This is a genomic window from Arthrobacter sp. 9V (assembly GCF_902506065.1).
GTDB lineage: Bacteria > Actinomycetota > Actinomycetes > Actinomycetales > Micrococcaceae > Arthrobacter.
This window is the reverse complement of record NZ_LR732912.1, coordinates 3,955,628-3,977,530: the sequence shown is the minus strand read 5'-3', so window position 1 is coordinate 3,977,530 and position 21,903 is coordinate 3,955,628. Positions and strand designations below refer to the sequence as shown.

Genomic DNA, 21,903 nt, shown 5'->3' with positions numbered 1-21,903 from the left:
GGGGCTGAGGTTTGCAGGCAGGGGTTCAGCAGGTTTCGGCCGTTCCGGGTTGCTGAGCCGAAATTCCGCCTGCTCAAGGAGCTCAGCCGCCCGTCAAGCCCGAACCGCTCGGAAGCAGCTTCCATCCACGGCTAGGAATGCTGCGGAAATATTTCTAGGTCATATGACCTAGAATCAACATTATGAATGATCTCCTGGAACTCGACACCGCCGGTCCCGTACTGATCGTTGGCGGCTACGGCACCGTCGGCACAGCCCTCACACGATTGGCCTCAACTGAATGGCCCCTTCTCCTGACGGGCAGGAACCCAGAGCGCGGCAGCCACCTGACCGGCCACAATGTTTCTGTCCAAAAATGGGACCTCAACCATTCGGAGCCCTTCGCCGCCAAGGTCAGGGCAGTCATCAGCACTGTCAACGACCCCCACGATCGGGTGCTTCGCGCCGCCGTCGGATCCGGCATTCCGTACGTTGACGTCACCCGGTGGACCAGCCGCGTCACCAGGGCGATCACCTTGGCCAGCCTCCTGAAGCCGACAGCTCCCGTGCTGCTGAGTTCCGGATGGATGGGCGGCGTCACCAACATTGTTGCGGCCCTCCTTGCTCAGGATCTGGGCGGGGCCCGCCACATCGACGTCGCCATCCGCTATGACACCAGCGATCAAGCCGGCGCAGATTCTGTCGACTTCATTGACAGGCTGGGACTGAACTTTGAAGTACGCAAAGGCGGTCAGGCCGCCGTCGTACGTCCCCTCACTGACACCCGCTGGGTGGACATTGCCGGGCACAGCACCAAAGTTGCCCGGCTCGATACGCCTGAACAGTTCACCTTGCCCCTTACTCTTGGGGCCGGCACGGTGGCCACTCGGATCGGGTTCAGTTCCAATTCATCCACGACGGCGTTGCTCGCCGCGCGAACGGCCGGACTGTTCCGCTGGGGTAGCGGGGAGCGGTGGGCGCCGCTACGACGTTCGCTGTTGTACTCTCCCGGATCGGGCGGAGTGGCTCACATCCGCGTTGATGTGACAGGGCCGCTCGGGACGGGAACGGCTGTCATTTCTGATCCACAAGGGCAGGCGCACCTCACCGCCATGGGTGGTTTGTTGGGTCTGCACACCGTTCTTGATCCGGCAGCCGAGCCCGGCGTTTCCTTCCCCGAATCCAGTACGGCGTTGAGTTCGGCGGTCGCGAAACTCGAGTCACACGGTGTGACAATATTGAGGTCATGACCGAAAGCAAGGGCGCCCTGAGGAAGGCGGCGCTCCTTGACGCTGCTGAAAATGTGCTGGTCACCAAGGGCAACGCACATGCTGCCATGCGGGATTTCGCGGCCGCAGCGGGAGTCAGCGTAGGGCACTTGCAGCACTACTTTCCCACCCGCGCGGACCTGATTCGCGCGGTGCTTGAGCGGAGTCTGGACCGTTCGCTGCAAAGGCTAGCCGAGGAGGCCACGCTGGACCTTGGTGTTGGGGCAAGCGGAGGCCTGACCCGTCAGGATTCGGCCCGGCTCCTCACGGCGCTGCTCCACGAGCATTCAGCGCTCGAGGACGTGAAGATGCACTTGGAGATATGGGCCATGGCGTCAGCGGACCCGCAAGCAGCGGATGCCTTGAGGAGCTTCTACGCGCAGTACGCCGCTCATGTGGCCGGGGTGGTGCGACGCGGGAGGCCGGACCTGCCCGAGGTAGAGCTTGCTGGTATCGCTGCCGCGATCGTGAGCCTTTTCGAGGGGGCAGCTGTCACCCGCTCGGACATCGCCGGCCTGCGAACAGAGCCCGGCGACAAGGCCATCATCCATGCGGCCCAATGGCTGATCCATGGGCAGGCGCCAGGCCAGTGACTCATCTCGTTCCAACCCCGGCCCAGCTCCGCTGGCAGCAGCTCGAATTAGGCGTCTTCATCCACTTCGGCATCAACACCTTTGCCGGCAAGGAGTGGAGTGACGGCACCCTTCCGGCGTCGAGCTTCAACCCAACAGAACTCGACGCCGGCAGCTGGGTTCGCGCGGCGAAAGCGGCAGGCGCCAGGTACCTCATCCTCACCGCCAAGCACCACGACGGATTCTGCCTGTGGCCGACGGCTACAACCGACTATTCCGTTGCGTCCTCGCCGTGGCGCGCCGGAAACGGGGACGTTGTCCGCGAAGTTGCCGATGCCTGCGCGGCGCAGGGGATAGGGCTGGGCCTCTACCTGTCTCCGTGGGACCGGAACGCTGATTGTTATGACGATCCCGCCGCCTACGATGATTTCTACGTCCGGCAACTCACGGAGCTCTGCACCGGCTACGGTCCGCTCATGGAATTGTGGTTCGACGGCGCGGGCTCGGTAGGCCGAGAATACGACTGGGACAGGATCATCGCTGTTGTTAAGGAACATCAGCCAGATGCCATGATCTTCAACGTGGGCCAGCCAACTATTCGCTGGGTGGGCAACGAGAATGGGCTGGCGTCTGATCCCGTCAACTATGTGGTGGACCGAACCTCCGACACCCAGTACACCGATTCCAGCTCCGGTCTGCACGCCGAACACTACTTACCGCCGGAGTGTGACGTGTCCATCCGCCGTGGCTGGTTCTGGCATCCGGATGACGAGCCGAAATCCGTGGAGCATCTGCTGGCCATCTACTACCAATCGGTGGGAATGGGTGCGAATCTTTTGCTGAACGTGCCGCCGGATACCCGGGGGTTGATTCCTGACGAGGACGTTGTTGTTCTCACCTCGTGGAAAGAGGAGTTGGATCGGTGTTTCTCCGCAGCGGTGGAAGCGACTGTTGAAAATCACGACGGCGGAGCTACCCTGCGGTTTCCGGCTGCGGTCACTTTCAACCATCTGGAGCTGGTGGAGGACCTGGAATTGGGGCAGCGGATTTCACGCCATGTGGTCTTTGCTGACGGGGTTCACCTTGTTGACGGAATGACTGTGGGCAATCGGCGGATCCACCAACTGCCCGTCACCACAGCGTCAGAGGTTCAGGTGACGTTGTCAGGTGGTGGCCGCTTGGCGTCGGCGCATGTTTATACAGGTGCCCTGGATGCCCAAATTCCCGAGATCCCCCAAGGATATGAAGCTCCCACGGACGCGCCGGAGTAGTGCTTCCCGTGGCCGGGGTGGTTCTCCCCGTGGCTGGGGTGGCTTGTCGGGCCGCTGACTTCATCGGGTAGCTAATAATGTCGGTGGCTGCTGACATGGTTAATTCATGGAACGGATTGGGGAAAGTCGAGTGGGTGCGGTGGCGGCGGATGCGCTCGTTCCTGCCTCTGTTCCTGCCGGGCTGGCAGTTGCTGTCTCGGCTGGCAGTGTCTGTGGTGACTTGATTGAGCAGTTGCGGGTGTTGGAGGGGATGAAGTCGGCCATCACCGCACTGCAAGCCCAGATCTCTGTGGCTTTTGATCTTGCGCAGCGTGCTGAGCAGGCTGATGCCGGTGTTCCTGCCTCGGAGCGGGGGCAGGGGGTGGGTGCTCAGGTGGCGTTGGCGCGGCGGGAGTCCCCGAATCGTGGGTCACGTTTGTTGGGGTTTGCGAAGGCTCTGGTGATGGAGATGCCGCACACGTTGGCGGCGTTGAATTCGGGGTTGTTAAACGAGTGGCGGGCCACGCTTCTGGTGAGAGAAACAGCGTGCCTGAGTGCTGAGGACCGGGCTGCTGTGGATGAGGAGCTCGCCCCGGATGCCGGGACCTTTGAGGGGAAGGGGGATCGGGCGATCGTTGCGGCGGCGAAAGCTGCCGCGTATCGGCGTGATCCGCGGTCGGTGGCGGGTCGTGCCAGCCGTGCTGCTGCGGAGCGGACCGTGAGTCTGCGTCCTGCGCCGGACACCATGACGTACCTGACCGCCCTGTTGCCGGTGGCCCAAGGAGTGGCGGTGTATGCGGCGTTGAGCCGGGCGGCTGATTCGGCGCGTTCGTGCGGCGACGCTGGGTCTGGTGATGTGGCGGGGTCCGATGTGGTTGTCCGGACCCGTGGCCAGGTCATGGCCGATACGTTGGTCGAACGCGTCACTGGAACCCCGGGCGGGTTTTCGGGGATTAACTTGGATTTGGTCATGACAGACCGCGCCCTGTTCCAAGGCGACAGCGAGCCAGCACGGCTTCAGGGGTACGGAATCGTCCCGGCCGAATGGGGACGGGAACTAGTCGCACGGGGTCCGGGCGGCAGCTCAAGCCCGCCGGCCAGCTCCGGACGGTCAGCGGGCGTAACGCAGGAAGCCCAGTCAGCGGGGGCGGCCCAAGTAGCCCGGGGCCAGGAGTTTGATGTTTGGCTTCGCCGGCTCTACACGGCGCCGGCTACGGGAGAGCTCCTGGCTACCGATTCCAAGGCCAGGCTCTTCACGGGCCGGTTGCGGCGTTTCATTGAAATCCGGGATGATACCTGCCGTACGCCCTACTGCGATGCGCCTATTCGACACATTGACCACGTGGTTCCGTGGCGCTCTGGCGGCGAAACCAACCTTGCGAACAGTGCCGGGCTCTGCGAAGCCTGCAACCACACCAAAGAAAACCCCGGCTGGAGCACCAAAACCAAACCCGGGCTCGTGGATACCGACGTCCATACCTTGGAAATCAGCACGCCCACCGGGCACACTTACCAATCCAAGGCCCCAGCACTGCCAGGGCATCAGCCCTCCAGAACGTAGACACCAGCTACGGCTGCTGCCTGCCTCAAACGCACCTTCAAAAAACTTTGAAAAAAAGTTTGTACCCCGCGTAACCCTTTGGGGTGCCCTGACGATTACGTCATTGAAAGGGCCGAGCTGGAATTTGTCCCCCATCATGTTCCAGCTCGGCTCTTCCTTGTCTCGGAGGAGTTTGGTCTTCGAGGAGTTGGTTTCGCAGGAGTGCAACCGGGGAGTTTGCGCCCGAGGTGTTTGCAGGCCCAGCGGGTCCTTCTATGGATGGCCGTGCGGAGCGGTTACCCTAGGTGGGGTCGTCCGGTGGTGACAAGGCGGACGTCCAGGCCCGGCAACGGACCTGCCGCCGATCGAAAGCCTCATTCCTGTGACCGACGCATTGACCGATGAAGCGCTACATGCACTCAAGGGCAATAACGCGGAACTGTTTGGCGCCGTTTACCAAGCGTACGCCGGCCAGGTTCTCGGCTATCTGACGGCCAAGGGTGTAGCAGATCCGGAAGCAGTCACGCAGGACGTTTTCCTTGCTGTCCTGCCGCGACTAGATGACATCAGCGGCGGAGTTCATGGACTCCGGACCTTCATCTTCTCGGTGGCTCACGCTCGCATGGTGGATGAGCACCGAAAGCAAAGGCGGGCCCCGGAACAGCACGAGTTCGAGCCGGAGCGGGACACCCGGGAGGTCAGCTCCGCAGAGACGGAAGCTATGGGACTCTTGGCGCCCAAGGAGGTCATGAAACTCCTGGACTATCTTGGCGACGAGCAGCGGGAGGTCCTGAGCCTCCGTATCGTGGCAGGCCTGACCGTTGATCAGGTCGCCGACATCATGGGGAAATCCGCCGGGGCAGTGAAACAACTGCAGCGGCGGGCACTTATTACGCTCCGTGAGCATTCGGCTGTGAAGGAATATGTGTCCCCATGACATCCAGGAACAATGAACGCGAAGTGATCGTGGACGAGCTGCTGCTCGACGCAGATGCCACCGACTCGCCTGACGTCCGGCGTGCGCTTCTCTCAATGGGGTCCTTCGCCAACCTTGCAGCCCCAACTCCGGGAGCGGAACTTTCGGCCATGCTGGCTGGCCCGCATGATGAAGTCAGCAAACGCCGTTGGAGGCACAAGCACCGCACCGCCGTAGTCAGCGTTGCCGTGGTGGCGGCGATGGGTCTGGGCGTCAGCGGTGTTGCTGCCGCAAGTTCCGGATTCACCAGAAATCCATCCTTTATGGATGAACTTCTCGGCAACGTCCGGCCGCAGCCGGCTGCCGCGCCCGTCCTGCCGATTCCCGATGCCCCCCGCGTCTTCACCAAACCCGCTCCTATTGTGGACCCCTCGGCGATTCCGCCGGTTCCAGGCGCTGGGTCACTGCCGGTGGCTGGCAGCGTCGCGTCTGGTCAAACGCAGGCACAGTCGGAGGCGCCAGCACCGGTAAAGGCGCAAGCGCAGGCGCCCGCACCGGCTCAGGCAGAGCTTCCAGCGCAGCCGCAGGTACCGGGCGCGGTCATCCCCGCCCAAAAGACCCCTGCCCAGAACACTCCCGCCCAGGACACCCCCGCGCAGCCAAATACTGCACCGATTCCAGCCCGGAACCCGCAGTCCAAGCCCGGCTCCGGCAAGGAGGAGAAGGAACAGGCGGCCAAACCTGATGCTTCCCTCCAAGGCGCAGGGAAACCGGCGAAGACCTCGCCAGGGGCGGAGGAGAGTAAGCCCGGACATCTGCCTCCAGGACTCAGCAGGGAACGGGCTGACCAGCAATTAGAGCGGTCCGATCAGCAATTCCAGGGGTCTGTGGACACGTGGAAGAAGTGGCTTAAGCGCTAGGCCAGCACTTGGCGCTTGGAGGAGATCACCCCGGTGTCGAAGCCGGCGAGGTGCAGACCGCCGTGGAATCGGGCGTGCTCGATCTTCACGCACCGGTCCATCACCACATCGAGTCCAGGACTCCGGGAAGATCATCGTGCTTTCGGAACACGTCCACAATGTCCGGAGACTCAGGCAGATCGGCCAGTGATGCGTAGGTGGGCTGGCCCAGGATTTCCTTGACCACGGGATTCACAAAGTACACCTTGTCCCGCGTTGAAGATTGCAGGTAGGTGGCCACGAAGTAGCTGGCGCGGGACGGCTTGTCCGAGGCACCAACGATCGCAATGGACTTGGCCTGGCGCAGAAGTGCCAGTCGCTCGGGGGCGGAGGGGCCCTCCCAGTAAGCTTGGGTCATGATGCATGTCAACGATCCGGCCGTCGTGGAGCGGTTGATGCGAACAAAGGGCACATGGGCAATAGTTGGCCTCAGTACCAATGAATGGCGCTCCGCGTATGACGTCTCTCTGTACGTGCGGGACAAAATGGGCATGGAGATCATTCCCATCAACCTCAAGGGCGAGGATGTGCACGGGGAAAAGGGTTACGCATCCCTTGCGGAGATTCCCGAGGCCAGGCACCCCATCCATGTTGTTGATTGCTTCGTCAACTCCCAGCGCGTGGGTGCGGTCATCGACCAAGCCATTGCGATCGGTGCCAAGGCCGTATGGCTTCAACTGGGTGTCTTTGACGACGACGCCGTGCAGCGCGCCCGCGACGCCGGACTGGATGTAGTAGTCAACTCTTGCCCGGCACGTGAAGGCTGGCACTACGGCCTGTGACTGCCGTTCCGATTACTCTGCTAGATTGCAGCTGAATCACTTCTTAAGTCTTTGGGGGACAACCATGTTCGGCGGCCATTCTGCGGTGCCTTCTTCCACTCCCAGCCGGCGAGCCGTCTTCGGTGTTGTGGGCGCGTCAGTGCTGGCCGGCCTGACAGCCTGCAGTGCCGCTGGGAGTTCGACGCCGGCGCAGACGCCCACTGGCGCTGCCGCCTCACCGGAGGTGCCGGGCCCGAACGGTGCCCTGGCCGTGGGAGGCGAGGTACCGACGTCGTCCGCTTCTCCGATGACGACGCCGCCGACGACACCTGCGCCGACCCCCACCGCCACAAAGCGCATCCGGCGAACGTTCATCCCGGACTATCAATTGCCGCCGATTGTTGGCGGCCTGGCACCGGTGATCACAAAAATCGAGACCAAGCATCCGGTGGTATTCCTGACCATTGATGACGGAAACATCAAAACTCCGGAGTCCATCAAGCTGATGGCAGAGTACGACCTTCCTGCCTCACTCTTCCTCACCAGGGACACGGTGGCGGACAACCCGGCGTTCTTCAACGCGTTCAAAGCCCAAGGAAGCTTGATCGAGAACCACACCGTGACGCACAACATCAACATGGTGCGGCAGTGGGGTTACCAGCAGCAACTGACGGACATGGTGGGAATGCAGGAGTACGCGTTCCAGCACTACGGCCGCCGTCCCACCCTCTTCCGGCCTCCGGGGGGCGCGTACTCCAACGTGATGCGCAAAGCCGTTGCCGACGCCGGAATGAAGGCGATCGTTACGTGGGAAGCGAAGGCGAACGCCGGGAAGATGGACTACCAGGTGGGCAACTCGTTGCGTCCGGGCGATATTGTGCTCATGCACTTCCGGGCAGAGTTCGCAGCTGACCTCGCTGCCTTCCGCGCTGCCCAGTTGGCCGCAGGCCTTGAAGTGGTGCTGCTGGAAGACTTCCTGGGCGTGGCCTAGACTTCCCTGGCGTGGTCTGGAGGCTCGCACCCGCAGGAACCATACCAGTAGGCTCTCCCCATGGACGTACCCACCCTCCGCGAAATCTGCCTCAGCTTCCCCGGCGCATTCGAGGATTTCCCGTTCGGCCCCGAAACCTCCGTGTTCAAGGTGCGCGCCGCCGTTGCTGGTGGAACCCGGCATGAGGCCAAGATGTTCGCGCTGTCCTCCATGGATCCGGACAACTGGTCCGTGAGCCTGAAATGCGAGCCGGCCTTGGCTGAACAACTCAGGGCAGCAAACCCGGAAATCACCGGTGCCTGGCACATGAACAAGACCCATTGGAACGGCGTCCGCCTGGACGGGGCACTTTCTGATGGCATGATCCGGGACATGGTGGAGGACTCCTACGACCTCGTGGTAGCCACGTTGAGCCGCAAGCAACAGGAGCAACTCGGCTGGGCCAGGCTCGCAAAACCGCAGGGCGCCTGACACACCCGCCAACCCCTCCCCATGGCGCTGACATGGGACTAGATTGAGACTGCATACCTAAAGACCTCAGCCACGTGCTGGTCAGGAGCGGTTTGATGCTGGATCGGAAGACGTTGGCCCCCGAAGCCCTCCTGTATGCCTCCATGGCCCATTGTGAGCGGACCAAGCATCCGATGATTGCTTTGCGCGCAAGCCCCGGCTCGTTTCCAGCGCGTAAAAAGTCCCGCACCGAAGCCTTGCTGGGATGTAGCTTGGCGCGAAAAAGCCCGGTATCACTGGGAACTAAGCGGCTAAGAGTGATGACCCGGCATGCCAGTGCGGAGTGCGGAAAGGCGCTCGCAGGCGGCCCGTAGAAAGATCACGCTTTGACAAATGTTGATCGAAAGTACCAAGAAAGATTGATTTTCAATCATTCCTGGTGAATTATGTCACAGAAGGTTGGTGCTGCCAGAGCGCCAACCCAGACTGTCTGACTGAACGGCTCTCCTTGCCGCAACGGTCGGGCACTACGAGTCACTGGAGGGTTTAGAAATGAACGTTCAGCACCAGTCCGTCGGTCGCCGTGGATTCCTGCGCGGAGCACTCGCAGCAGCCGTGCTCGTGCCCATGGGGGGAACCATTGCTTCGTGCGCCGCTGGCGGCGGCGGCACGACCACAGGCCCCACCGGCACCGTTTCCGACACCAACCCGTTCGGCATGGCTGACAAGGCCGCCCTCGACGCCGTGATCTTCAAGGGTGGCTACGGCATCGATTACGTCGAGTTCGCCGGCAAGATCTTCGAAAAGACGCACGAGGGCTCCACCGCCAAGATTTCTCCGTCCACGGACATCGCCCAGGAACTGCAGCCGCGCTTCGTCGGCGGCAACCCGCCGGACCTGATCGACAACTCCGGCGCGAAAGCAATCGGCTTCAGCACCATCCTTGCCCAGCTTGAAGACCTCACCAGCGTTGTGGAGGCCAAGAACCTTGAGGGCAAGGTCATCAAGGACACCCTGTACACCGGCGTACTGGCCCCAGGTACTTTTGACGGCAAGCTCGCCGCCTTGAACTATGTGCTCACTGTTTACGCCGTGTGGTACTCGGACTCCCTGCTCAAGGAAAACGGCTGGACCGTGCCGAAGACCTGGGATGAGATGTACACCCTGGGCGAGCAAGCAAAAGCCAAGGGCAAGTACCTCTTTGTCTGGGGCAAGGAAGCGGCCACGTACTACCAGGAACTGGCCATCGCGTCCGCCATCAAGGAAGGCGGCGACGACGTCCGCCTCGCCCTTGAAAACCTCAAGGCCGATTGCTGGTCGCACCCGGCCATCCAGTCCGTCTTCGCAGCAATGGACAAGATCGTCAAGGCCGGCTTCTTCAAGCCGGGCGGCTCCGGCACCCAGTTCACGGCCGCGCAGGCCCAGTGGAGCAATGCCCAGGAGGCCGTGTTCTACCCCTCGGGTTCCTGGATTGAAAACGAAATGAAGGATCAGACCAAGGCCGGCTTCAACATGATGGGTGCCCCGGCTCCGTCTGTCAGTGCCAGCCCCAAGATGCCGCAGACTGCACTTCACAGCGCTGCCGGCGAGCCGTACATTGTCCCCTCGCAGGGCAAGAACGCTGCAGGTGGCAAGGAACTGCTGCGCATCATGCTGTCCAAGGAAGCTGCCACCAACTTTGCCAAGACCAAGCTCGCACCCACCATCGTCAAGGACACCGTCCCGGCCGATGGATTCGGTTCCACCGCCTTGGTTTCACAGACCAAGATGCTTGGCGATGCCGGAGAGGACATCTACACCTGGAACTTCATTGACCTGTACGGCACCAACAAGGACCAGCTGGTTGTCTGGAACACCTTCCTGGACGGCAAGTCGGACGTTGCAACTCTCACCTCCGCGCTGCAGAACATCACGGACAAGGTCCGCAATGACAGCTCGGTCAAGAAGATCGAAGTGAAGTGACTTCAGTGAAAACTCAGCAGAGCCGGAACGACGACGGCCTGGCCGCCGTCGTTCCGGCGAAGGCCCCACCGCAAGTGGTGAGGCGGCGGCGTAAGCCATTGACGTGGGACAAGGTCAGTTTCTTTGCGGTGTTTCTCGGACTGCCGTTGGCGATCTACCTTTTGTTCGTGATTTGGCCCTTTATTCAGGCTTTCGGATATTCGCTGACGGACTGGTCCGGGTTCTCGCCCAATCAGAACTTCATCGGCCTCGATAACTACGTGAAGATCTTTACTGACGACATCTTCATGAAGGCGATGTCCAACAACATCCTCCTGGTCATCTTCCTCCCCATCATCACCATCATCCTGAGCCTGGTGCTCGCCTCGCTGGTGACCGTTGGTGGAAGCAGCAAAGGCCAGATCAAAGGGTTGCGCAATTCCAGCTTCTACCGTGTGGTGTCGTTCTTCCCGTACACCATTCCGGCAGTAGCGATCGGCATCATGTGGGGGCAGATCTACGATCCTTCCGGTGGTTTGCTCAACGGCATCCTCACCGGCCTGGGCCTGGACCAGTTCAAGGACTTCGCCTGGTTGGGTGATAAGAACACCGCCATGATCGCCACCATGTTCGTCATTGTGTGGGGCTTCGTGGGTTTCTACATGGTTCTCTTCGTGGCCGGCATCAAGGGTATTCCTGCCGAACTTTTCGAGGCCGCCAGGATTGATGGAGCGGGTCGCTTCCGCACCGCCGTGTCCATCACCATCCCCCTGATCCGCGACAACATCCAGACCGCATACATCTACATGGGCATCCTGGCGCTTGACGCGTTCGTTTACATGGCCGCGCTGAACTCCGGCGGTGGTCCGGACAACTCCACGCTGGTCATGGCACAACAGTTGTTCTTCACGGCATTCAGCAAGGGACAATTCGGCCTCGCAAGCGCCATGGGCGTTGTCCTGGCCGTTGCCACGCTGATCTTCTCCGGATTGGTGTTCCTGGTCAACCGGCTCACCGGCGGCGATAAGGATGTGAGCCTGTAATGAGTACCAAAGTCTCAACTCCGGAAATGAAGTCACTGCACTTCCAGCCGCGGACCCCGGCAACCACCAAGGGCGACAAAGTGGTGGGAGCGGTATCGCACACCGCGCTGACCATCTGGACCCTGATCGTCATCCTTCCGCTCTTGTGGACCTTCATGTCCTCCTTCAAGACGTCCAGCGAGATCTTCGCTTCGCCGTTCGCTTTGCCGGGTGAGTGGAAGCTGGACAACTACGTCAAGGCGTGGAGCGAAGCCGGAATCGGCAGCGCGTTCCTGAACTCGATCATCGTTGTGGCCGCGGCCCTGGTGATCGTGATGGTCCTCGGCGCCATGTGTGCCTACGTTCTGGCCCGTTACACCTTCCGGGGCAGCAGGGCCATCTACTACCTGATGCTCGCCGGCCTGACGTTCCCCATCTTCCTCGCCATGGTGCCGTTGTTCTTCGTCCTGAAGAACATGGGCCTCTTGAACACCCTGCCTGGACTGATCCTGGTGTACGTGGGCTTCGCGCTTCCGTTCACGGTGTTCTTCCTGTTCTCCTTCTTCAAGTCGCTGCCGCACGAAATCACTGAAGCAGCGGCCTTGGACGGAGCTGGGGAGTGGCGGACGTTCTTCCAAGTCATGCTGCCCATGGCCAAGCCCGGGCTCGCCTCCGTTGCCATCTTCAACTTCCTGGGCCTGTGGAACCAATTCCTGATTCCTGTGTCCATCAACGCGGCCGGTCCGCGTGTCCTGTCCCAGGAACTCGCAGCCTTCGCCGGTCAGATGGGCTATGCCGTGGATTATGGCGCGCTGTTCGCAGCAGTCAGCGTCACGGTGATTCCGGTGCTCATTGTCTACGTAATCTTCCAGCGTCAGCTGCAAGGCTCCGTTTCGCAGGGCACGTCCAAGTAGCAGGCACCACGAAGTAGCACAACCAAGCCATAACAGCGCCCGACGGCGGTCCTCACCTTTTGGTGCGGGCCGCCGTCGGGTTTTAAGGGCAGTGACAGAATGGTACGGAATCTGTAGTGCAACGAAAGGCAGCAGCCCCGTGATCTTTATTGTGGTCAAGTTCAACGTCAAAACCGACTGGTCCGAGCGATGGCTGGACCTGGTGGCCGACTTCACCAAAGCGACCCGCGAAGAGCCCGGTAACTTGTGGTTCGACTGGTCCCGCAGTGTGGAGAACCCCAACGAGTTCGTCCTGGTGGAAGCCTTCCAGGACGATGCCGCTGAGGCCCACGTCAACAGCGCACACTTCAAGAAGGCCATGGAGGACATGCCCCAAGCCCTCGTGGAGACTCCCCACATCATCAGCCGCCAGTTTGAAGGCAGCGGCTGGGACCGTATGGGTGAGCTGACCATCGAGTAACTAGTCCTCGCTGTGCAGCTCTCTTTGCCGTGCGCTCAGCAGCTCAAACTCCGGCCGGGCAGCCACGAACCGTTCAACGGCGTCGAGCACTTGCTGAAGGTGTGCGTGGTCCGGTGCTACCATGGCCGCCCCAACAAGTGCTCGTCGGTGCTGGTCTTGCAGCCCTGTTTCGGCAGCAGAAACCTCGAAGCGCCGCTTCAGCTCGGCCACGAGGGGGCGAACCAGGGAGCGCTTCTCTTTGAGGCTATGGACATCACCCAAGAGGACGTCGAATTCAACCCAACCAATCCACATGGTTCATTATTATCACCGCATCTTGAGCCAATCTTGAGCAAACGCAGCATTGAGGTTGAGGAAGCCCCGGGACACTGATCTCAAAGGCAAGGATGACCAGCTGAGGGGGTTGGCATGGGGCTCGATGCATTCTCGGTGAGAGTAGCGCTGGGCGTGGTCACGGTGACCCTCCTGGTGCTGTTCTGTACATCCTTCCACCGCACTCGCTCGCCATACGCCGGTTGGTGGAGCCTGGCTCTGCTCGAGTTCATGGTGGGTAACGCCGCTTTCCTCCTCAATGGAACCCCCCACCAGGCGTGGGCAAACCCCGCCGGCAATGTCCTGGTGGTGGCAGGCGCCTTCAGCGTATGGGCTGGAGCGAAGACCCTCAGGGACCGGAAAGCTGCGCCATGGCAGTTGATTGTTGGCCCCGCAGTCACCGGTATTGCATCCTGCCTGGAAAATCCCGCGAACAACGTATGGTCCGGCGGCTTCGTCTACCTGGCCATGATGACCGTGGGCATAGCGTTGGCCGCCTACGACCTCTGGTTCATCAAGTCCTCGCACTCCCAAGTTCACAAGGCACTCTCCCTGGCGGCAGGTTTGCTGGCCGCTTACTACCTGGGCCGTTGGATGGTGTACCTCATTGAAGGGCCGGCCAGCCATGCGTTCCGCACGTACTTCGGGCCCGGACCTTCCGCGCTGATATCCATGGTCCTTTTGGTCACTGTTTCCTTCAGCATGACGGCCCTGACCAGCGACCAACTCATCAAAGGCCTCCGCGAACGTGCCACAAGGGATCACCTGACGGGGCTCCTCAACCGTGGAGCCTTCCTGGATCTGGCCACCACTGAGCTGGACCGCCTGCACTCCGGCGGCTCCGGCGCGGCGGTGGTCCTGGCTGATCTGGACCATTTCAAATCCGTCAATGACGAACATGGTCATGGAGCAGGGGACGTGGCCCTGCGGGCCTTCGCCGAGGCTTGCACTGCCTCGGTCCGGTCTACTGACCTGATCGGACGCTATGGAGGCGAAGAGTTTGTTCTCTTCCTGCCGGGGGCAACACAGGACCGGGCGGAGAACATCGCCGCCGAAATCAGCCGCCGGATGGCAGCCATGAAGGCCCCGGAAGGTGTTGTCTTCCCCACCATCAGTTATGGAGTCACCTCAAGCATTCCCGCGTCCGCCGATCTCACTTTCATGATCGAGGTAGCTGACGCAGCCCTTTACAGTGCAAAGGCGCAAGGCAGGAACAGGATTGTAGGAGCCGACCGCCCGGAGGCGGCCACTATAGCGGATGAGGCACGATCATGACCTTCAACGAACTCACCACCCGGATCCAGATCCAGCACACCCAGGAAATCTCCGCGTTCCGGCAGGACATCACCAGCCCCCCGTACAAAGCCGGAACAGCCACCACGCTGAACGCTGACCGCCGCTCGGTCAGGATGGGGCCCGTTCAGTCTGTGGAGGACAGCAACGCGAACCTGACCATAGTGGCCGACGTCGAAGGCCTCGCCTGGTTCACGGCGGACAAAGGCCTCCTGGGCAGCTGCATCACAGTCTCTATTGCGGGCCACCGCAGGAACACCGGCACCCGGGTACACCTCCCGCTCGCAGAATGTGATGCCTGGGTTGAGGCCATCCTCGGAGGAGCCTGGATCACCCACGTATACCGTGCCGGTGACAAGGTTGAGCCGGGAGGCAGGCTGGACGTCGCGTCCTACCGGCTCTTCCTGGACGAACGCCGCAACCCCGTCTCCAAGCCCCAGGCTGTTGCCGACTCAACGTTGCGGCGCCTGGAAGAATCGTGAGTGCCACCAAGCCCCGCAGGCTGGTTTCCGCTGATTCCCGGCTCGAGAATCTGGAGAGGCACGTCCAGGCTTTGATGGCCGAACTCCATCACGCCCGGTACGAGCAGCGCAGGGAGGCTCTTACAGATGCGCTCACCGGGCTGGGAAACCGCCTGGCCTTGGTGGATGCCTTCGTAAAAGCCCAACAAGCCACGGCCGAGGGAGCCCTCCCGCCGGCACTCCTCCTCCTTGACCTGGACGGGTTCAGGGCACTGAAGAACTCTGCAGGCCATGCAGCCGCGGACCAGGTTCTGATCACCGTTGCCATGCGCATCCGCTCGGCCGTCCGGGAGAACGACGTCGTCACCCGCCTGGGGGCCGACGAATTCGCGGTGCTGTTGCCCGCCACCCCTCAAAGCCGGGCCACCGCCGTCGGGAACCGCATCCTGGCGGCGCTGGAACCGAACATCGACCTCGGGAACAACAGCGTCCGTTGCGGTGTGAGCGTCGGCCTGCGCACCGCGGAGCCACATCACACCATTGAAGACCTTCTCCAAGAGGCTGACCTGGCCATGGAAGAATCCAAAAACGAGGGCAGGAACAAACTCAAGGTATTCGACCCCGCAACCCTGCACGCGCGGCTGCTGCAACGGCAGATAGTGGGAGAACTCCGTGACGCCATCCGTTCGGATCAGCTGGTCCTGTACTACCAACCGATCGTGGAGCTGGCCACCGGCAGGATTGAAGGGTGCGAAGCTTTGGTGCGGTGGAAACACCCCGTGCATGGCCTGATCATGCCGGACCAGTTCATCCCTGTTGCCGAGGCCACCGGCCTGATCGCGGAATTAGGCAGATGGGTCCTGCGCGCGGCCGTGGGGCAATTGCGGTCCTGGCGGGACGCCCCGGCCACCGCACATCAGGACTTCTCCATGAGGATCAATGTCTCGGCCGCCGACCTTCAAAGCCTGGAGTTCGTGGATGACGTCAGCGAAGCCCTGGCGGAGAAAGGCCTGGCCCCGGAGTCACTGGTGCTTGAGTTGACCGAGAGTGCCATCATCCACAACAACGAGCTGGACCGTTACACCCTGGCGAGCCTGCACAGGCTTGGTGTAGGGCTGGAGATCGACGACTTCGGAGCAGGGTACTCGTCCATGGGGTACCTGAGGAAACTGCCCGTAGACCGGGTAAAAGTGGACCGTCAGTTCGTGCAGGACCTGGGCAAAGACCCTTCCCAGCTGGACTTCCTGGCCGCCATCCAGCAAGTCATCCGCTCCTGTGGCCTGGAAGGTACCTGGGAGGGTATTGAGACCGCCGAGCAGGCTGCAGCACTTCGGAGCATCGACTGCGCGAGCGGTCAAGGGTATTACTTTGGCAGGCCGTTGCCGGAGGCGGAGTTCACGGACCAGCTGGCCCGGCTGCGGACCTGGCCTGCTTAAACCAAAACGCGGGGCCATCTGGATGGCCCCGCGTTTTTAACTGTCCTTAGCCGAAGTACTTCGGCAGGGTGGCTTCGTGTGCTTCGCGGAGAGCGTCCAAGGAGAGCTCGTCCACGCCGTTGATCTCCAGCTTTCCACCGGCAGCGTCAACAACGCCGATCCGGAGGTGGGCGAAGCCGCGGGCGGTGCACATGTCCTTGAAACGGACTTCCTCGGAGCGCGGCACGGAAACGATGGCCCGGGCCTGCGTCTCGGAGAAGAGGGCCGTGAACAGGTCCACGCCGTCGCGCTCCATGAGTTCCTCAAGGGCGATGCGGGCGCCCACGCCGTAGCGCAGCGAGGACTCCACCAAAGCAGCCGCGAGGCCACCTTCGGAGAGATCGTGTGCTGCATCAACCATGCCGTCGCGGGAAGCGTTGATGAGGATCTCGCCCAGCTCGCGCTCTGCTGCGAGGTCAACCTTCGGCGGCAAACCACCGAGGTGGCCGCGAAGGTTGGACCATTCCGACCCGTCCAACTCTGCTGCGGTGGTGCCCAGCAGGTAGATGGCCTGTCCGTCCTCGCGCCAGCCCGACGGCGTGCGGCGGGCGACGTCGTCGAGCTTGCCCAGGACTGCCACCACAGGGGAGGGGTGGATCGGCGTGGTGCCGGTCTGGTTGTACAGGGAAACGTTGCCGCCCGTAACGGGGATGCCGAGTTCCATGCAGGCGTCGGAGAGGCCACGGATGGCTTCGGCCAGCTGCCACATGACATCAGGGTCCTCGGGGGAGCCGAAGTTCAGGCAGTCGCTGACAGCCATGGGGATGGCACCGGAGGTGGCAACGTTGCGGTAGGCCTCAGCCAACGCAAGCTGTGCACCCTGGTACGGCTCAAGGTAGGTGTAGCGGCCGTTGGCGTCGGTAGCCAAGGCAACGCCCAGGCCGGTTTCCTCGTCAACGCGGACCACGCCGGCATCGTCCGGGAATGCCATGGCAGTGTTGCCACCCACGTAGCGGTCGTACTGCTTGGTGATCCAGGCCTTGCTGCACATGTTCGGTGATGCCACCAGCTCGGTGACGGCTGCGGCCAGCTCGGTGGGAGCCGACGGACGGCCTGCGTCCTCTACGGAGCCGGTGAAGGCGTTGGCCTGGACCGAGTCCTGCCACTCCGGGCGGGCGAACGGACGGTCGTAGACCGGGCCGTCGTGCGCAACGGTGCGGGGATCGACGTCGACGATTACTTCGCCTTCCCAGGTGATGATGAGGCGACCGGTGTCGGTGACTTCACCCAACCAGGAGTACTCCACGGCCCACTTGTCCATAACAGCCTCGAACGCTGCGATGTTCTCCGGGGTGACCACGGCCATCATGCGTTCCTGCGACTCGGACATGAGGATCTCACCCGGGGTAAGCGTGGGATCGCGCAGCAGGACGGAGGTCAGTTCAACTTCCATGCCGCCGTCACCGTTGGAGGCGAGCTCGGACGTAGCGCAGGAAATACCTGCAGCGCCCAAGTCCTGGATGCCCTCAACCAGCGAGCCCTTGAAGAGCTCCAGGCAGCACTCGATCAGGACCTTCTCAGCGAAGGGGTCGCCCACCTGGACGGCAGGACGCTTGGAAGGCTTGGTGTCGTCGAAGGACTCCGAAGCCAGCACCGAAGCGCCGCCAATGCCGTCACCACCGGTGCGCGCACCGAAGAGGACAACCTTGTTGCCCTTGCCGGAAGCGTTGGCCAGGCGGATGTCCTCGTGGCGCATAACGCCCACGGCCAGTGCGTTCACCAGCGGGTTGCCCTGGTAAACGGAGTCGAACACCATTTCACCACCGATGTTCGGCAGGCCAAGGCAGTTGCCGTAGCCACCGATGCCGGCAACAGCACCGTGCATGACGCGGGCGGTGTCCGGGTGGTCGATCGCACCGAAGCGCAACGGGTCCATCACGGCAACCGGGCGGGCGCCCATGGAGATGATGTCGCGGACAATGCCGCCGATGCCGGTAGCGGCACCCTGGTACGGCTCAACGAACGACGGCGAGTTGTGGGACTCGATCTTGAAGGTGACGGCCCAGCCGTCGCCCAGATTGGTGACGCCGGCATTCTCGCCGATGCCCACCAGCATGTCTTTCTTCATTTCCTCGGTGACCTTCTCGCCGAACTGGCGGAGGTGGTTCTTGGAGGACTTATAGGAGCAGTGCTCGCTCCACATGACGGAGTACATGGCCAGCTCGGCGCCGGTAGGGCGGCGGCCCAGGACCTTGACGATCTCGTCGAATTCGTTCTGCTTCAGGCCCAGCTCGGCCCACGGGAGTTCCGTGTCCGGGGTCTTGGCGGCGTGCTCAACGGTGTCGATGTTGAACTTCTTGGTGGTTTCCGTGGTCACTTGTCGCCTCCCACAATCTTGGTCAAAACGGAGGTGAAGAAGCCCAGGCCGTCGGTGTCGCGGGGAGCGCCATCAAGGGACTCGGGACCGAAGCCGGTCTCCACAGCGTGCTCCGGGTGCGGCATGAGGCCCACCACGTTGCCGGCAGCGTTGGAGATACCGGCGATGTCGCGGCGGGAACCGTTCGGGTTGAAGCCCACGTAGCGGAACACCACACGGCCCTCAGCCTCAAGGGCATCCAGGGTCTTCTCGTCCGCGATGTACTGGCCGTCCTGGTTCTTCAACGGCACAATGATTTCCTGGCCGTTGGTGTAGTCCACGGTCCAGGCAGTGTTGGCGTTTTCCACGCGCAACGTCTGGTCCCGGCAAATGAACTTCAGGTGGTCGTTCTTGATCATGGAACCGGGCAGCAGGTGCGATTCGGTGAGGATCTGGAAGCCATTGCAAATACCCAGCACGGGGAGCTTCGCCTCGGAGTTCGCTGCATCGATGATCTTGGACATCAGCGGAGCGAAACGCGAAATGGCGCCTGCGCGGAGGTAGTCACCGTAGGAGAAACCGCCGGGAATGATGACGGCGTCAACATCACCGAGGTGGTCGTCAGCATGCCAGAGCGGGACCGCCGTGGCGCCTGCAAGCCGCACTGCACGGGCGGCGTCGCGGTCATCCAGCGTGCCGGGGAAAGTAACCACGCCGACCTTCGCGCCGGCCAGCCGGGGCTCTGCGGCAACTGCCACAGCCTCGCCAATCAAAGGGATGGATGTCATATCAGGCCTCGACGACCTCGACGTTGACAACATCCTCGATCACCGGGTTGGACAGGAGCGTCTCGGCAGCTTCGCGGGCCTGGGCCAGGATAGCGTCGGTCACCTCGCCGTCAACCGTCAATTCGAAGCGCTTGCCTTGGCGGACTGCGCTGAAGCTGTTGAAGCCGAGGCGGGGCAGGGCACCCACAATGGCCTTCCCCTGGGGGTCCAGAATCTCGGGCTTGGGCATGACGTCAACGACGATCCGGGGCATCCGGTAACTCCTGTGCGGTGAGTTGGGTGAACCTTAAATAAGGCTGCCGCGGAGGTGCCGTCTCACGCCGTTCAGCCGCATCCAAACAGCGTCTTGAACACAGGGTTAAACACGGTTGTGAACTGCAATGTTTGAACGGCATGGGGGGCGCTCCGCGAGCTTGCACACCTATTCTACCGGGAGCGGCGCACATACCCTATTCAGCCCGATTGTGCGAGGACACCCCGCCGCGGCGGGGGAAATTGACCGGTTGGAGTCCCGACGGCGGTACTTTCCCCGGGTGGTCCGCGTCACTAGGATTGCGGCATGGCTGAGAAACCGAAATCGATGGTGCTGGGCGTTGTGGCTGCAGCTGTTTTTGCGGGTTTGGGCCGAATGGTCATCCAGAAGGTCATGGCGGACCGGGCCGCGCGAAACAGCCGGGTGACCGCTCCGCTGGACGCTGAAACGCGCGCCAAAATCAGTGACGCCCTGCGCACTCCGAGTAAGTGAAACCTATCCTAAAAACGGCCGTTTTCCTGCGGAATGACGCGGATTAGGGCACATAGAAATGCGCTATTCAAAGCGGTTAAATGTTGTGATTCCGGCGTAGTTTGGAAAGACACGAGGGGTTGGTCCCCAGTACCTTTTCAGATCCAAACCAGGAGGAACAATGACCGAACACATTGCCGAGGTATCCGCCTGTAGCGTTGGCAGCTGCGGATTCAACCATGATGGATGCACTGCCTTTGGAATCACCATTGGTGGAACACAGGACCACGCTTCCTGCGCAACATTCATTGACACCAATGCCATGGGCGGCCTTCCGAAGGTCCTCGCACACGTAGGCGCCTGCCAGCGTTCCGAGTGTGTCCACAACAACAACCTCATGTGCGAAGCGCACAATGTACGGGTTGGCCCTGGACGCGAAGCCGCTGACTGCCTGACATACGAGCACGCCTGATATTTTCGAAAAAAGCGGGCCTGACCTCAACGGAGGTCAGGCCCGCTTTTTTGTGCGCTTTAGCTGCCCTTGGGGTTGTTTGCGTCCTGCAGCTCCTGCTCGGCCACGGCCTGGATCAAAGCCAGGAGCTCGGGGTCCAGTCCCGGCGCGAATTCTTCCTTGCGCTCCGGGGAGATAGTGATGGGGTATCCGTCAGGCATGACGTCGGTGCTCAGCTCGGTGCCGTCGTTGGACGGGGACGCTCCACGGAAGAGCTTGCCGGCCTCGCTCAGGTTGTCAGCGCTGAAGGTGTACTGGATGCTCTGCAGCCCCTTGTCCAACAGCTTCTTCACTTCCGGGAATTGCTCCGCGTTGGTCTTGGGAATGGGAAGTACTTTGCCCCAGTTCACTCCCAGGCTTTCCAACGCTTTTGCATAAGCATTCTCATGCGCTTGGTCGCGGACAATCAGGTAAGCAATGGTGGAACGGGCTGTTTTGTTTTCCGTCATCTCGTAAATTCGGCACTTCTGCAGCCTGCCGGTTGATTCGAGCATGAGGTTGTAAAGCAGGTCCAGCACCAGGTTGCCGCTGTTGTAGACGTACGAACCACTCCAGGGGTTGCCCGCTGCATCCACCGGCAGCGCGCCCTGCGCACCTACAAGGTAGTGGTGGATGTTGCTGTGGTCCAATGCGATGTTCAGGGGAGTGGCACCCTTTGCTCCGGGCTCGTCCACGGGATCGTTCTTCTTGCCCTGGTAGCGCGGTGATCCATCAAGAAGCTGCGAAATGGTGGTTCCAATGAGTTCCACATGGCTGATCTCCTCTGTTCCGATCCCTTGGAGGAGGTCCTTGTAGGGCTTTGAAGCGGGGTCGCCTCGGAAGTTCATGCTCTGGAACAGGTATTGCATCATGGTGCGCATCTCACCGAATTGTCCGCCGAGACCTTCCTGGAGGGCGTTTGCTGCGGCGGGATCGGGTTCGTCAGCGGCGATTTCGTTGATGAGAAGTTGGGTGTGCAGGTACATTGCGATTCCTCACGTTGTTCATGCTGCGTGTTTGGAGTGGAATCCCTCTGCTGGC

General features: G+C 61.6%; 24 protein-coding genes and 1 pseudogene. 18 read left to right on the top strand and 7 right to left on the bottom strand.

Features of this window, described 5'->3' with window-relative positions:
- Window positions 1-182 precede the first annotated feature (182 nt).
- The 6 genes from BACI9J_RS18250 (at window position 183) to BACI9J_RS18225 (ending at window position 6,445) form a co-directional block, all read left to right on the top strand.
- Window positions 183-1,229, top strand: coding sequence for a saccharopine dehydrogenase (locus BACI9J_RS18250; RefSeq protein WP_159735608.1), 1,047 nt, complete (start codon window positions 183-185; stop codon window positions 1,227-1,229).
- On the top strand, window positions 1,226-1,840 hold the full coding sequence (locus tag BACI9J_RS18245) for a TetR/AcrR family transcriptional regulator (RefSeq protein ID WP_159735607.1): 615 nt from the start codon (window positions 1,226-1,228) through the stop codon (window positions 1,838-1,840). The genes BACI9J_RS18250 and BACI9J_RS18245 overlap by 4 nt, the downstream gene beginning before the upstream one ends.
- A complete protein-coding gene (locus tag BACI9J_RS18240) occupies window positions 1,837-3,090 on the top strand; it encodes an alpha-L-fucosidase (RefSeq protein WP_236558758.1) in 1,254 nt (417 codons plus the stop codon). Before BACI9J_RS18245 ends, BACI9J_RS18240 begins: the two co-directional genes overlap by 4 nt.
- 106 nt (window positions 3,091-3,196) lie before the next feature.
- Window positions 3,197-4,630, top strand: coding sequence for an HNH endonuclease (locus BACI9J_RS18235; protein ID WP_159735605.1), 1,434 nt, complete (start codon window positions 3,197-3,199; stop codon window positions 4,628-4,630).
- Window positions 4,631-4,991: 361 nt separating this feature from the next.
- Window positions 4,992-5,546 carry an RNA polymerase sigma factor gene (locus BACI9J_RS18230; protein ID WP_159735604.1) on the top strand — a complete coding sequence of 185 codons (555 nt, stop codon included), beginning with the start codon at window positions 4,992-4,994 and terminating at the stop codon, window positions 5,544-5,546.
- Entirely contained in the window at window positions 5,543-6,445 is a 903-nt protein-coding gene (locus tag BACI9J_RS18225) for a hypothetical protein (protein WP_159735603.1), read from the top strand. Before BACI9J_RS18230 ends, BACI9J_RS18225 begins: the two co-directional genes overlap by 4 nt.
- On the opposite strand, the pseudogene BACI9J_RS18220 reads toward BACI9J_RS18225, so the two are convergent.
- A pseudogene (locus BACI9J_RS18220) lies at window positions 6,442-6,842 on the bottom strand (CoA-binding protein). The gene BACI9J_RS18225 and the pseudogene BACI9J_RS18220 overlap by 4 nt on opposite strands.
- On the opposite strand from BACI9J_RS18220, the gene BACI9J_RS18215 reads away from it, so the two are divergent.
- Window positions 6,841-7,266: a CoA-binding protein gene (locus BACI9J_RS18215; RefSeq protein WP_159735602.1), complete on the top strand. Its 426-nt coding sequence runs from the start codon at window positions 6,841-6,843 to the stop codon at window positions 7,264-7,266. The pseudogene BACI9J_RS18220 and the gene BACI9J_RS18215 overlap by 2 nt on opposite strands.
- A gap of 36 nt (window positions 7,267-7,302) precedes the next feature.
- Here BACI9J_RS18215 and BACI9J_RS24450 read toward each other — a convergent pair whose 3' ends face one another.
- Window positions 7,303-7,620, bottom strand: coding sequence for a hypothetical protein (locus tag BACI9J_RS24450; RefSeq protein WP_236558757.1), 318 nt, complete (start codon window positions 7,618-7,620; stop codon window positions 7,303-7,305).
- 43 nt (window positions 7,621-7,663) lie between these two features.
- Between BACI9J_RS24450 and BACI9J_RS24445 the strand changes: the two genes are divergently transcribed.
- The 6 genes from BACI9J_RS24445 to BACI9J_RS18185 all read left to right on the top strand — a co-directional run bounded on the left by BACI9J_RS24445 (window position 7,664) and on the right by BACI9J_RS18185 (window position 13,023).
- Window positions 7,664-8,236 (top strand): polysaccharide deacetylase family protein, encoded by a 573-nt coding sequence (locus BACI9J_RS24445; RefSeq protein ID WP_236558756.1) that lies wholly within the window; start codon window positions 7,664-7,666, stop codon window positions 8,234-8,236.
- Between the two features lie 60 nt (window positions 8,237-8,296).
- Window positions 8,297-8,707, top strand: a complete 411-nt coding sequence (locus BACI9J_RS18205) for an MmcQ/YjbR family DNA-binding protein (RefSeq protein WP_159735600.1) — start codon at window positions 8,297-8,299, stop codon at window positions 8,705-8,707.
- 531 nt (window positions 8,708-9,238) lie between these two features.
- Entirely contained in the window at window positions 9,239-10,648 is a 1,410-nt protein-coding gene (ngcE, locus tag BACI9J_RS18200; RefSeq protein ID WP_159735599.1) for an N-acetylglucosamine/diacetylchitobiose ABC transporter substrate-binding protein, read from the top strand.
- Window positions 10,645-11,670: a carbohydrate ABC transporter permease gene (locus tag BACI9J_RS18195; RefSeq protein ID WP_201296615.1), complete on the top strand. Its 1,026-nt coding sequence runs from the start codon at window positions 10,645-10,647 to the stop codon at window positions 11,668-11,670. Before ngcE ends, BACI9J_RS18195 begins: the two co-directional genes overlap by 4 nt.
- On the top strand, window positions 11,670-12,563 hold the full coding sequence (locus BACI9J_RS18190; RefSeq protein WP_026541797.1) for a carbohydrate ABC transporter permease: 894 nt from the start codon (window positions 11,670-11,672) through the stop codon (window positions 12,561-12,563). The genes BACI9J_RS18195 and BACI9J_RS18190 overlap by 1 nt, the downstream gene beginning before the upstream one ends.
- 139 nt (window positions 12,564-12,702) lie before the next feature.
- On the top strand, window positions 12,703-13,023 hold the full coding sequence (locus tag BACI9J_RS18185) for a putative quinol monooxygenase (RefSeq protein ID WP_159735598.1): 321 nt from the start codon (window positions 12,703-12,705) through the stop codon (window positions 13,021-13,023).
- Here the strand turns inward: BACI9J_RS18185 and BACI9J_RS18180 are convergent, their stop codons facing one another.
- Window positions 13,024-13,317 (bottom strand): DUF503 domain-containing protein, encoded by a 294-nt coding sequence (locus BACI9J_RS18180; protein ID WP_159735597.1) that lies wholly within the window; start codon window positions 13,315-13,317, stop codon window positions 13,024-13,026. It abuts the gene before it with no gap.
- A gap of 114 nt (window positions 13,318-13,431) precedes the next feature.
- On the opposite strand from BACI9J_RS18180, the gene BACI9J_RS18175 reads away from it, so the two are divergent.
- The 3 genes from BACI9J_RS18175 to BACI9J_RS18165 are packed head-to-tail and all read left to right on the top strand — an operon-like array spanning window position 13,432 to window position 16,525.
- Window positions 13,432-14,610, top strand: a complete 1,179-nt coding sequence (locus BACI9J_RS18175) for a GGDEF domain-containing protein (protein WP_159735596.1) — start codon at window positions 13,432-13,434, stop codon at window positions 14,608-14,610.
- Entirely contained in the window at window positions 14,607-15,110 is a 504-nt protein-coding gene (locus BACI9J_RS18170; protein ID WP_159735595.1) for a hypothetical protein, read from the top strand. Before BACI9J_RS18175 ends, BACI9J_RS18170 begins: the two co-directional genes overlap by 4 nt.
- The gene (locus BACI9J_RS18165) at window positions 15,107-16,525 is read left to right on the top strand and encodes a putative bifunctional diguanylate cyclase/phosphodiesterase (protein ID WP_159735594.1); all 1,419 of its coding nucleotides are present in this window, start codon (window positions 15,107-15,109) and stop codon (window positions 16,523-16,525) included. The genes BACI9J_RS18170 and BACI9J_RS18165 overlap by 4 nt, the downstream gene beginning before the upstream one ends.
- 46 nt (window positions 16,526-16,571) lie before the next feature.
- Here BACI9J_RS18165 and purL read toward each other — a convergent pair whose 3' ends face one another.
- Genes purL through purS form a run of 3 tightly spaced genes read right to left on the bottom strand, consistent with a single transcriptional unit; the run spans window position 16,572 to window position 19,901 of the window.
- Window positions 16,572-18,881, bottom strand: a complete 2,310-nt coding sequence (gene purL / locus BACI9J_RS18160) for a phosphoribosylformylglycinamidine synthase subunit PurL (RefSeq protein ID WP_159735593.1) — start codon at window positions 18,879-18,881, stop codon at window positions 16,572-16,574.
- Window positions 18,878-19,648, bottom strand: coding sequence for a phosphoribosylformylglycinamidine synthase subunit PurQ (gene purQ, locus BACI9J_RS18155; protein ID WP_159735592.1), 771 nt, complete (start codon window positions 19,646-19,648; stop codon window positions 18,878-18,880). The genes purL and purQ overlap by 4 nt, the downstream gene beginning before the upstream one ends.
- Before the next feature lies 1 nt (window position 19,649).
- The gene (purS, locus tag BACI9J_RS18150) at window positions 19,650-19,901 is read right to left on the bottom strand and encodes a phosphoribosylformylglycinamidine synthase subunit PurS (RefSeq protein WP_011773385.1); all 252 of its coding nucleotides are present in this window, start codon (window positions 19,899-19,901) and stop codon (window positions 19,650-19,652) included.
- Between the two features lie 306 nt (window positions 19,902-20,207).
- Here purS and BACI9J_RS18145 point away from each other — a divergent pair, with 306 nt between their 5' ends.
- Both BACI9J_RS18145 and BACI9J_RS18140 read left to right on the top strand, forming a co-directional pair.
- Complete coding sequence (locus BACI9J_RS18145) at window positions 20,208-20,393, top strand: hypothetical protein (RefSeq protein WP_159735591.1); 186 nt, start codon at window positions 20,208-20,210, stop codon at window positions 20,391-20,393.
- A gap of 160 nt (window positions 20,394-20,553) precedes the next feature.
- Window positions 20,554-20,844, top strand: coding sequence for a DUF1540 domain-containing protein (locus BACI9J_RS18140; RefSeq protein WP_081733365.1), 291 nt, complete (start codon window positions 20,554-20,556; stop codon window positions 20,842-20,844).
- A gap of 59 nt (window positions 20,845-20,903) precedes the next feature.
- On the opposite strand, the gene BACI9J_RS18135 is transcribed toward BACI9J_RS18140, so the two are convergent.
- Window positions 20,904-21,848 (bottom strand): manganese catalase family protein, encoded by a 945-nt coding sequence (locus BACI9J_RS18135; RefSeq protein ID WP_159735590.1) that lies wholly within the window; start codon window positions 21,846-21,848, stop codon window positions 20,904-20,906.
- Window positions 21,849-21,903: the final 55 nt, after the last annotated feature.

What these genes read in the sequence shown, in the direction of transcription:
- BACI9J_RS18250 (WP_159735608.1), top strand. Translation starts at nt 183, where the DNA reads ATGAATGATCTCCTGGAACTCGACACCGCCGGTCCCGTACTGATCGTT.
- BACI9J_RS18245 (WP_159735607.1), top strand. Translation starts at nt 1,226, where the DNA reads ATGACCGAAAGCAAGGGCGCCCTGAGGAAGGCGGCGCTCCTTGACGCT.
- BACI9J_RS18235 (WP_159735605.1), top strand. Translation starts at nt 3,197, where the DNA reads ATGGAACGGATTGGGGAAAGTCGAGTGGGTGCGGTGGCGGCGGATGCG.
- BACI9J_RS18225 (WP_159735603.1), top strand. Translation starts at nt 5,543, where the DNA reads ATGACATCCAGGAACAATGAACGCGAAGTGATCGTGGACGAGCTGCTG.
- BACI9J_RS18215 (WP_159735602.1), top strand. Translation starts at nt 6,841, where the DNA reads ATGATGCATGTCAACGATCCGGCCGTCGTGGAGCGGTTGATGCGAACA.
- BACI9J_RS24450 (WP_236558757.1), bottom strand. Translation starts at nt 7,620, where the DNA reads ATGAACGTTCGCCGGATGCGCTTTGTGGCGGTGGGGGTCGGCGCAGGT.
- BACI9J_RS18205 (WP_159735600.1), top strand. Translation starts at nt 8,297, where the DNA reads ATGGACGTACCCACCCTCCGCGAAATCTGCCTCAGCTTCCCCGGCGCA.
- ngcE (WP_159735599.1), top strand. Translation starts at nt 9,239, where the DNA reads ATGAACGTTCAGCACCAGTCCGTCGGTCGCCGTGGATTCCTGCGCGGA.
- BACI9J_RS18190 (WP_026541797.1), top strand. Translation starts at nt 11,670, where the DNA reads ATGAGTACCAAAGTCTCAACTCCGGAAATGAAGTCACTGCACTTCCAG.
- BACI9J_RS18180 (WP_159735597.1), bottom strand. Translation starts at nt 13,317, where the DNA reads ATGTGGATTGGTTGGGTTGAATTCGACGTCCTCTTGGGTGATGTCCAT.
- BACI9J_RS18175 (WP_159735596.1), top strand. Translation starts at nt 13,432, where the DNA reads ATGGGGCTCGATGCATTCTCGGTGAGAGTAGCGCTGGGCGTGGTCACG.
- BACI9J_RS18170 (WP_159735595.1), top strand. Translation starts at nt 14,607, where the DNA reads ATGACCTTCAACGAACTCACCACCCGGATCCAGATCCAGCACACCCAG.
- purQ (WP_159735592.1), bottom strand. Translation starts at nt 19,648, where the DNA reads ATGACATCCATCCCTTTGATTGGCGAGGCTGTGGCAGTTGCCGCAGAG.
- purS (WP_011773385.1), bottom strand. Translation starts at nt 19,901, where the DNA reads ATGCCCCGGATCGTCGTTGACGTCATGCCCAAGCCCGAGATTCTGGAC.
- BACI9J_RS18145 (WP_159735591.1), top strand. Translation starts at nt 20,208, where the DNA reads ATGGCTGAGAAACCGAAATCGATGGTGCTGGGCGTTGTGGCTGCAGCT.
- BACI9J_RS18140 (WP_081733365.1), top strand. Translation starts at nt 20,554, where the DNA reads ATGACCGAACACATTGCCGAGGTATCCGCCTGTAGCGTTGGCAGCTGC.
- BACI9J_RS18135 (WP_159735590.1), bottom strand. Translation starts at nt 21,848, where the DNA reads ATGTACCTGCACACCCAACTTCTCATCAACGAAATCGCCGCTGACGAA.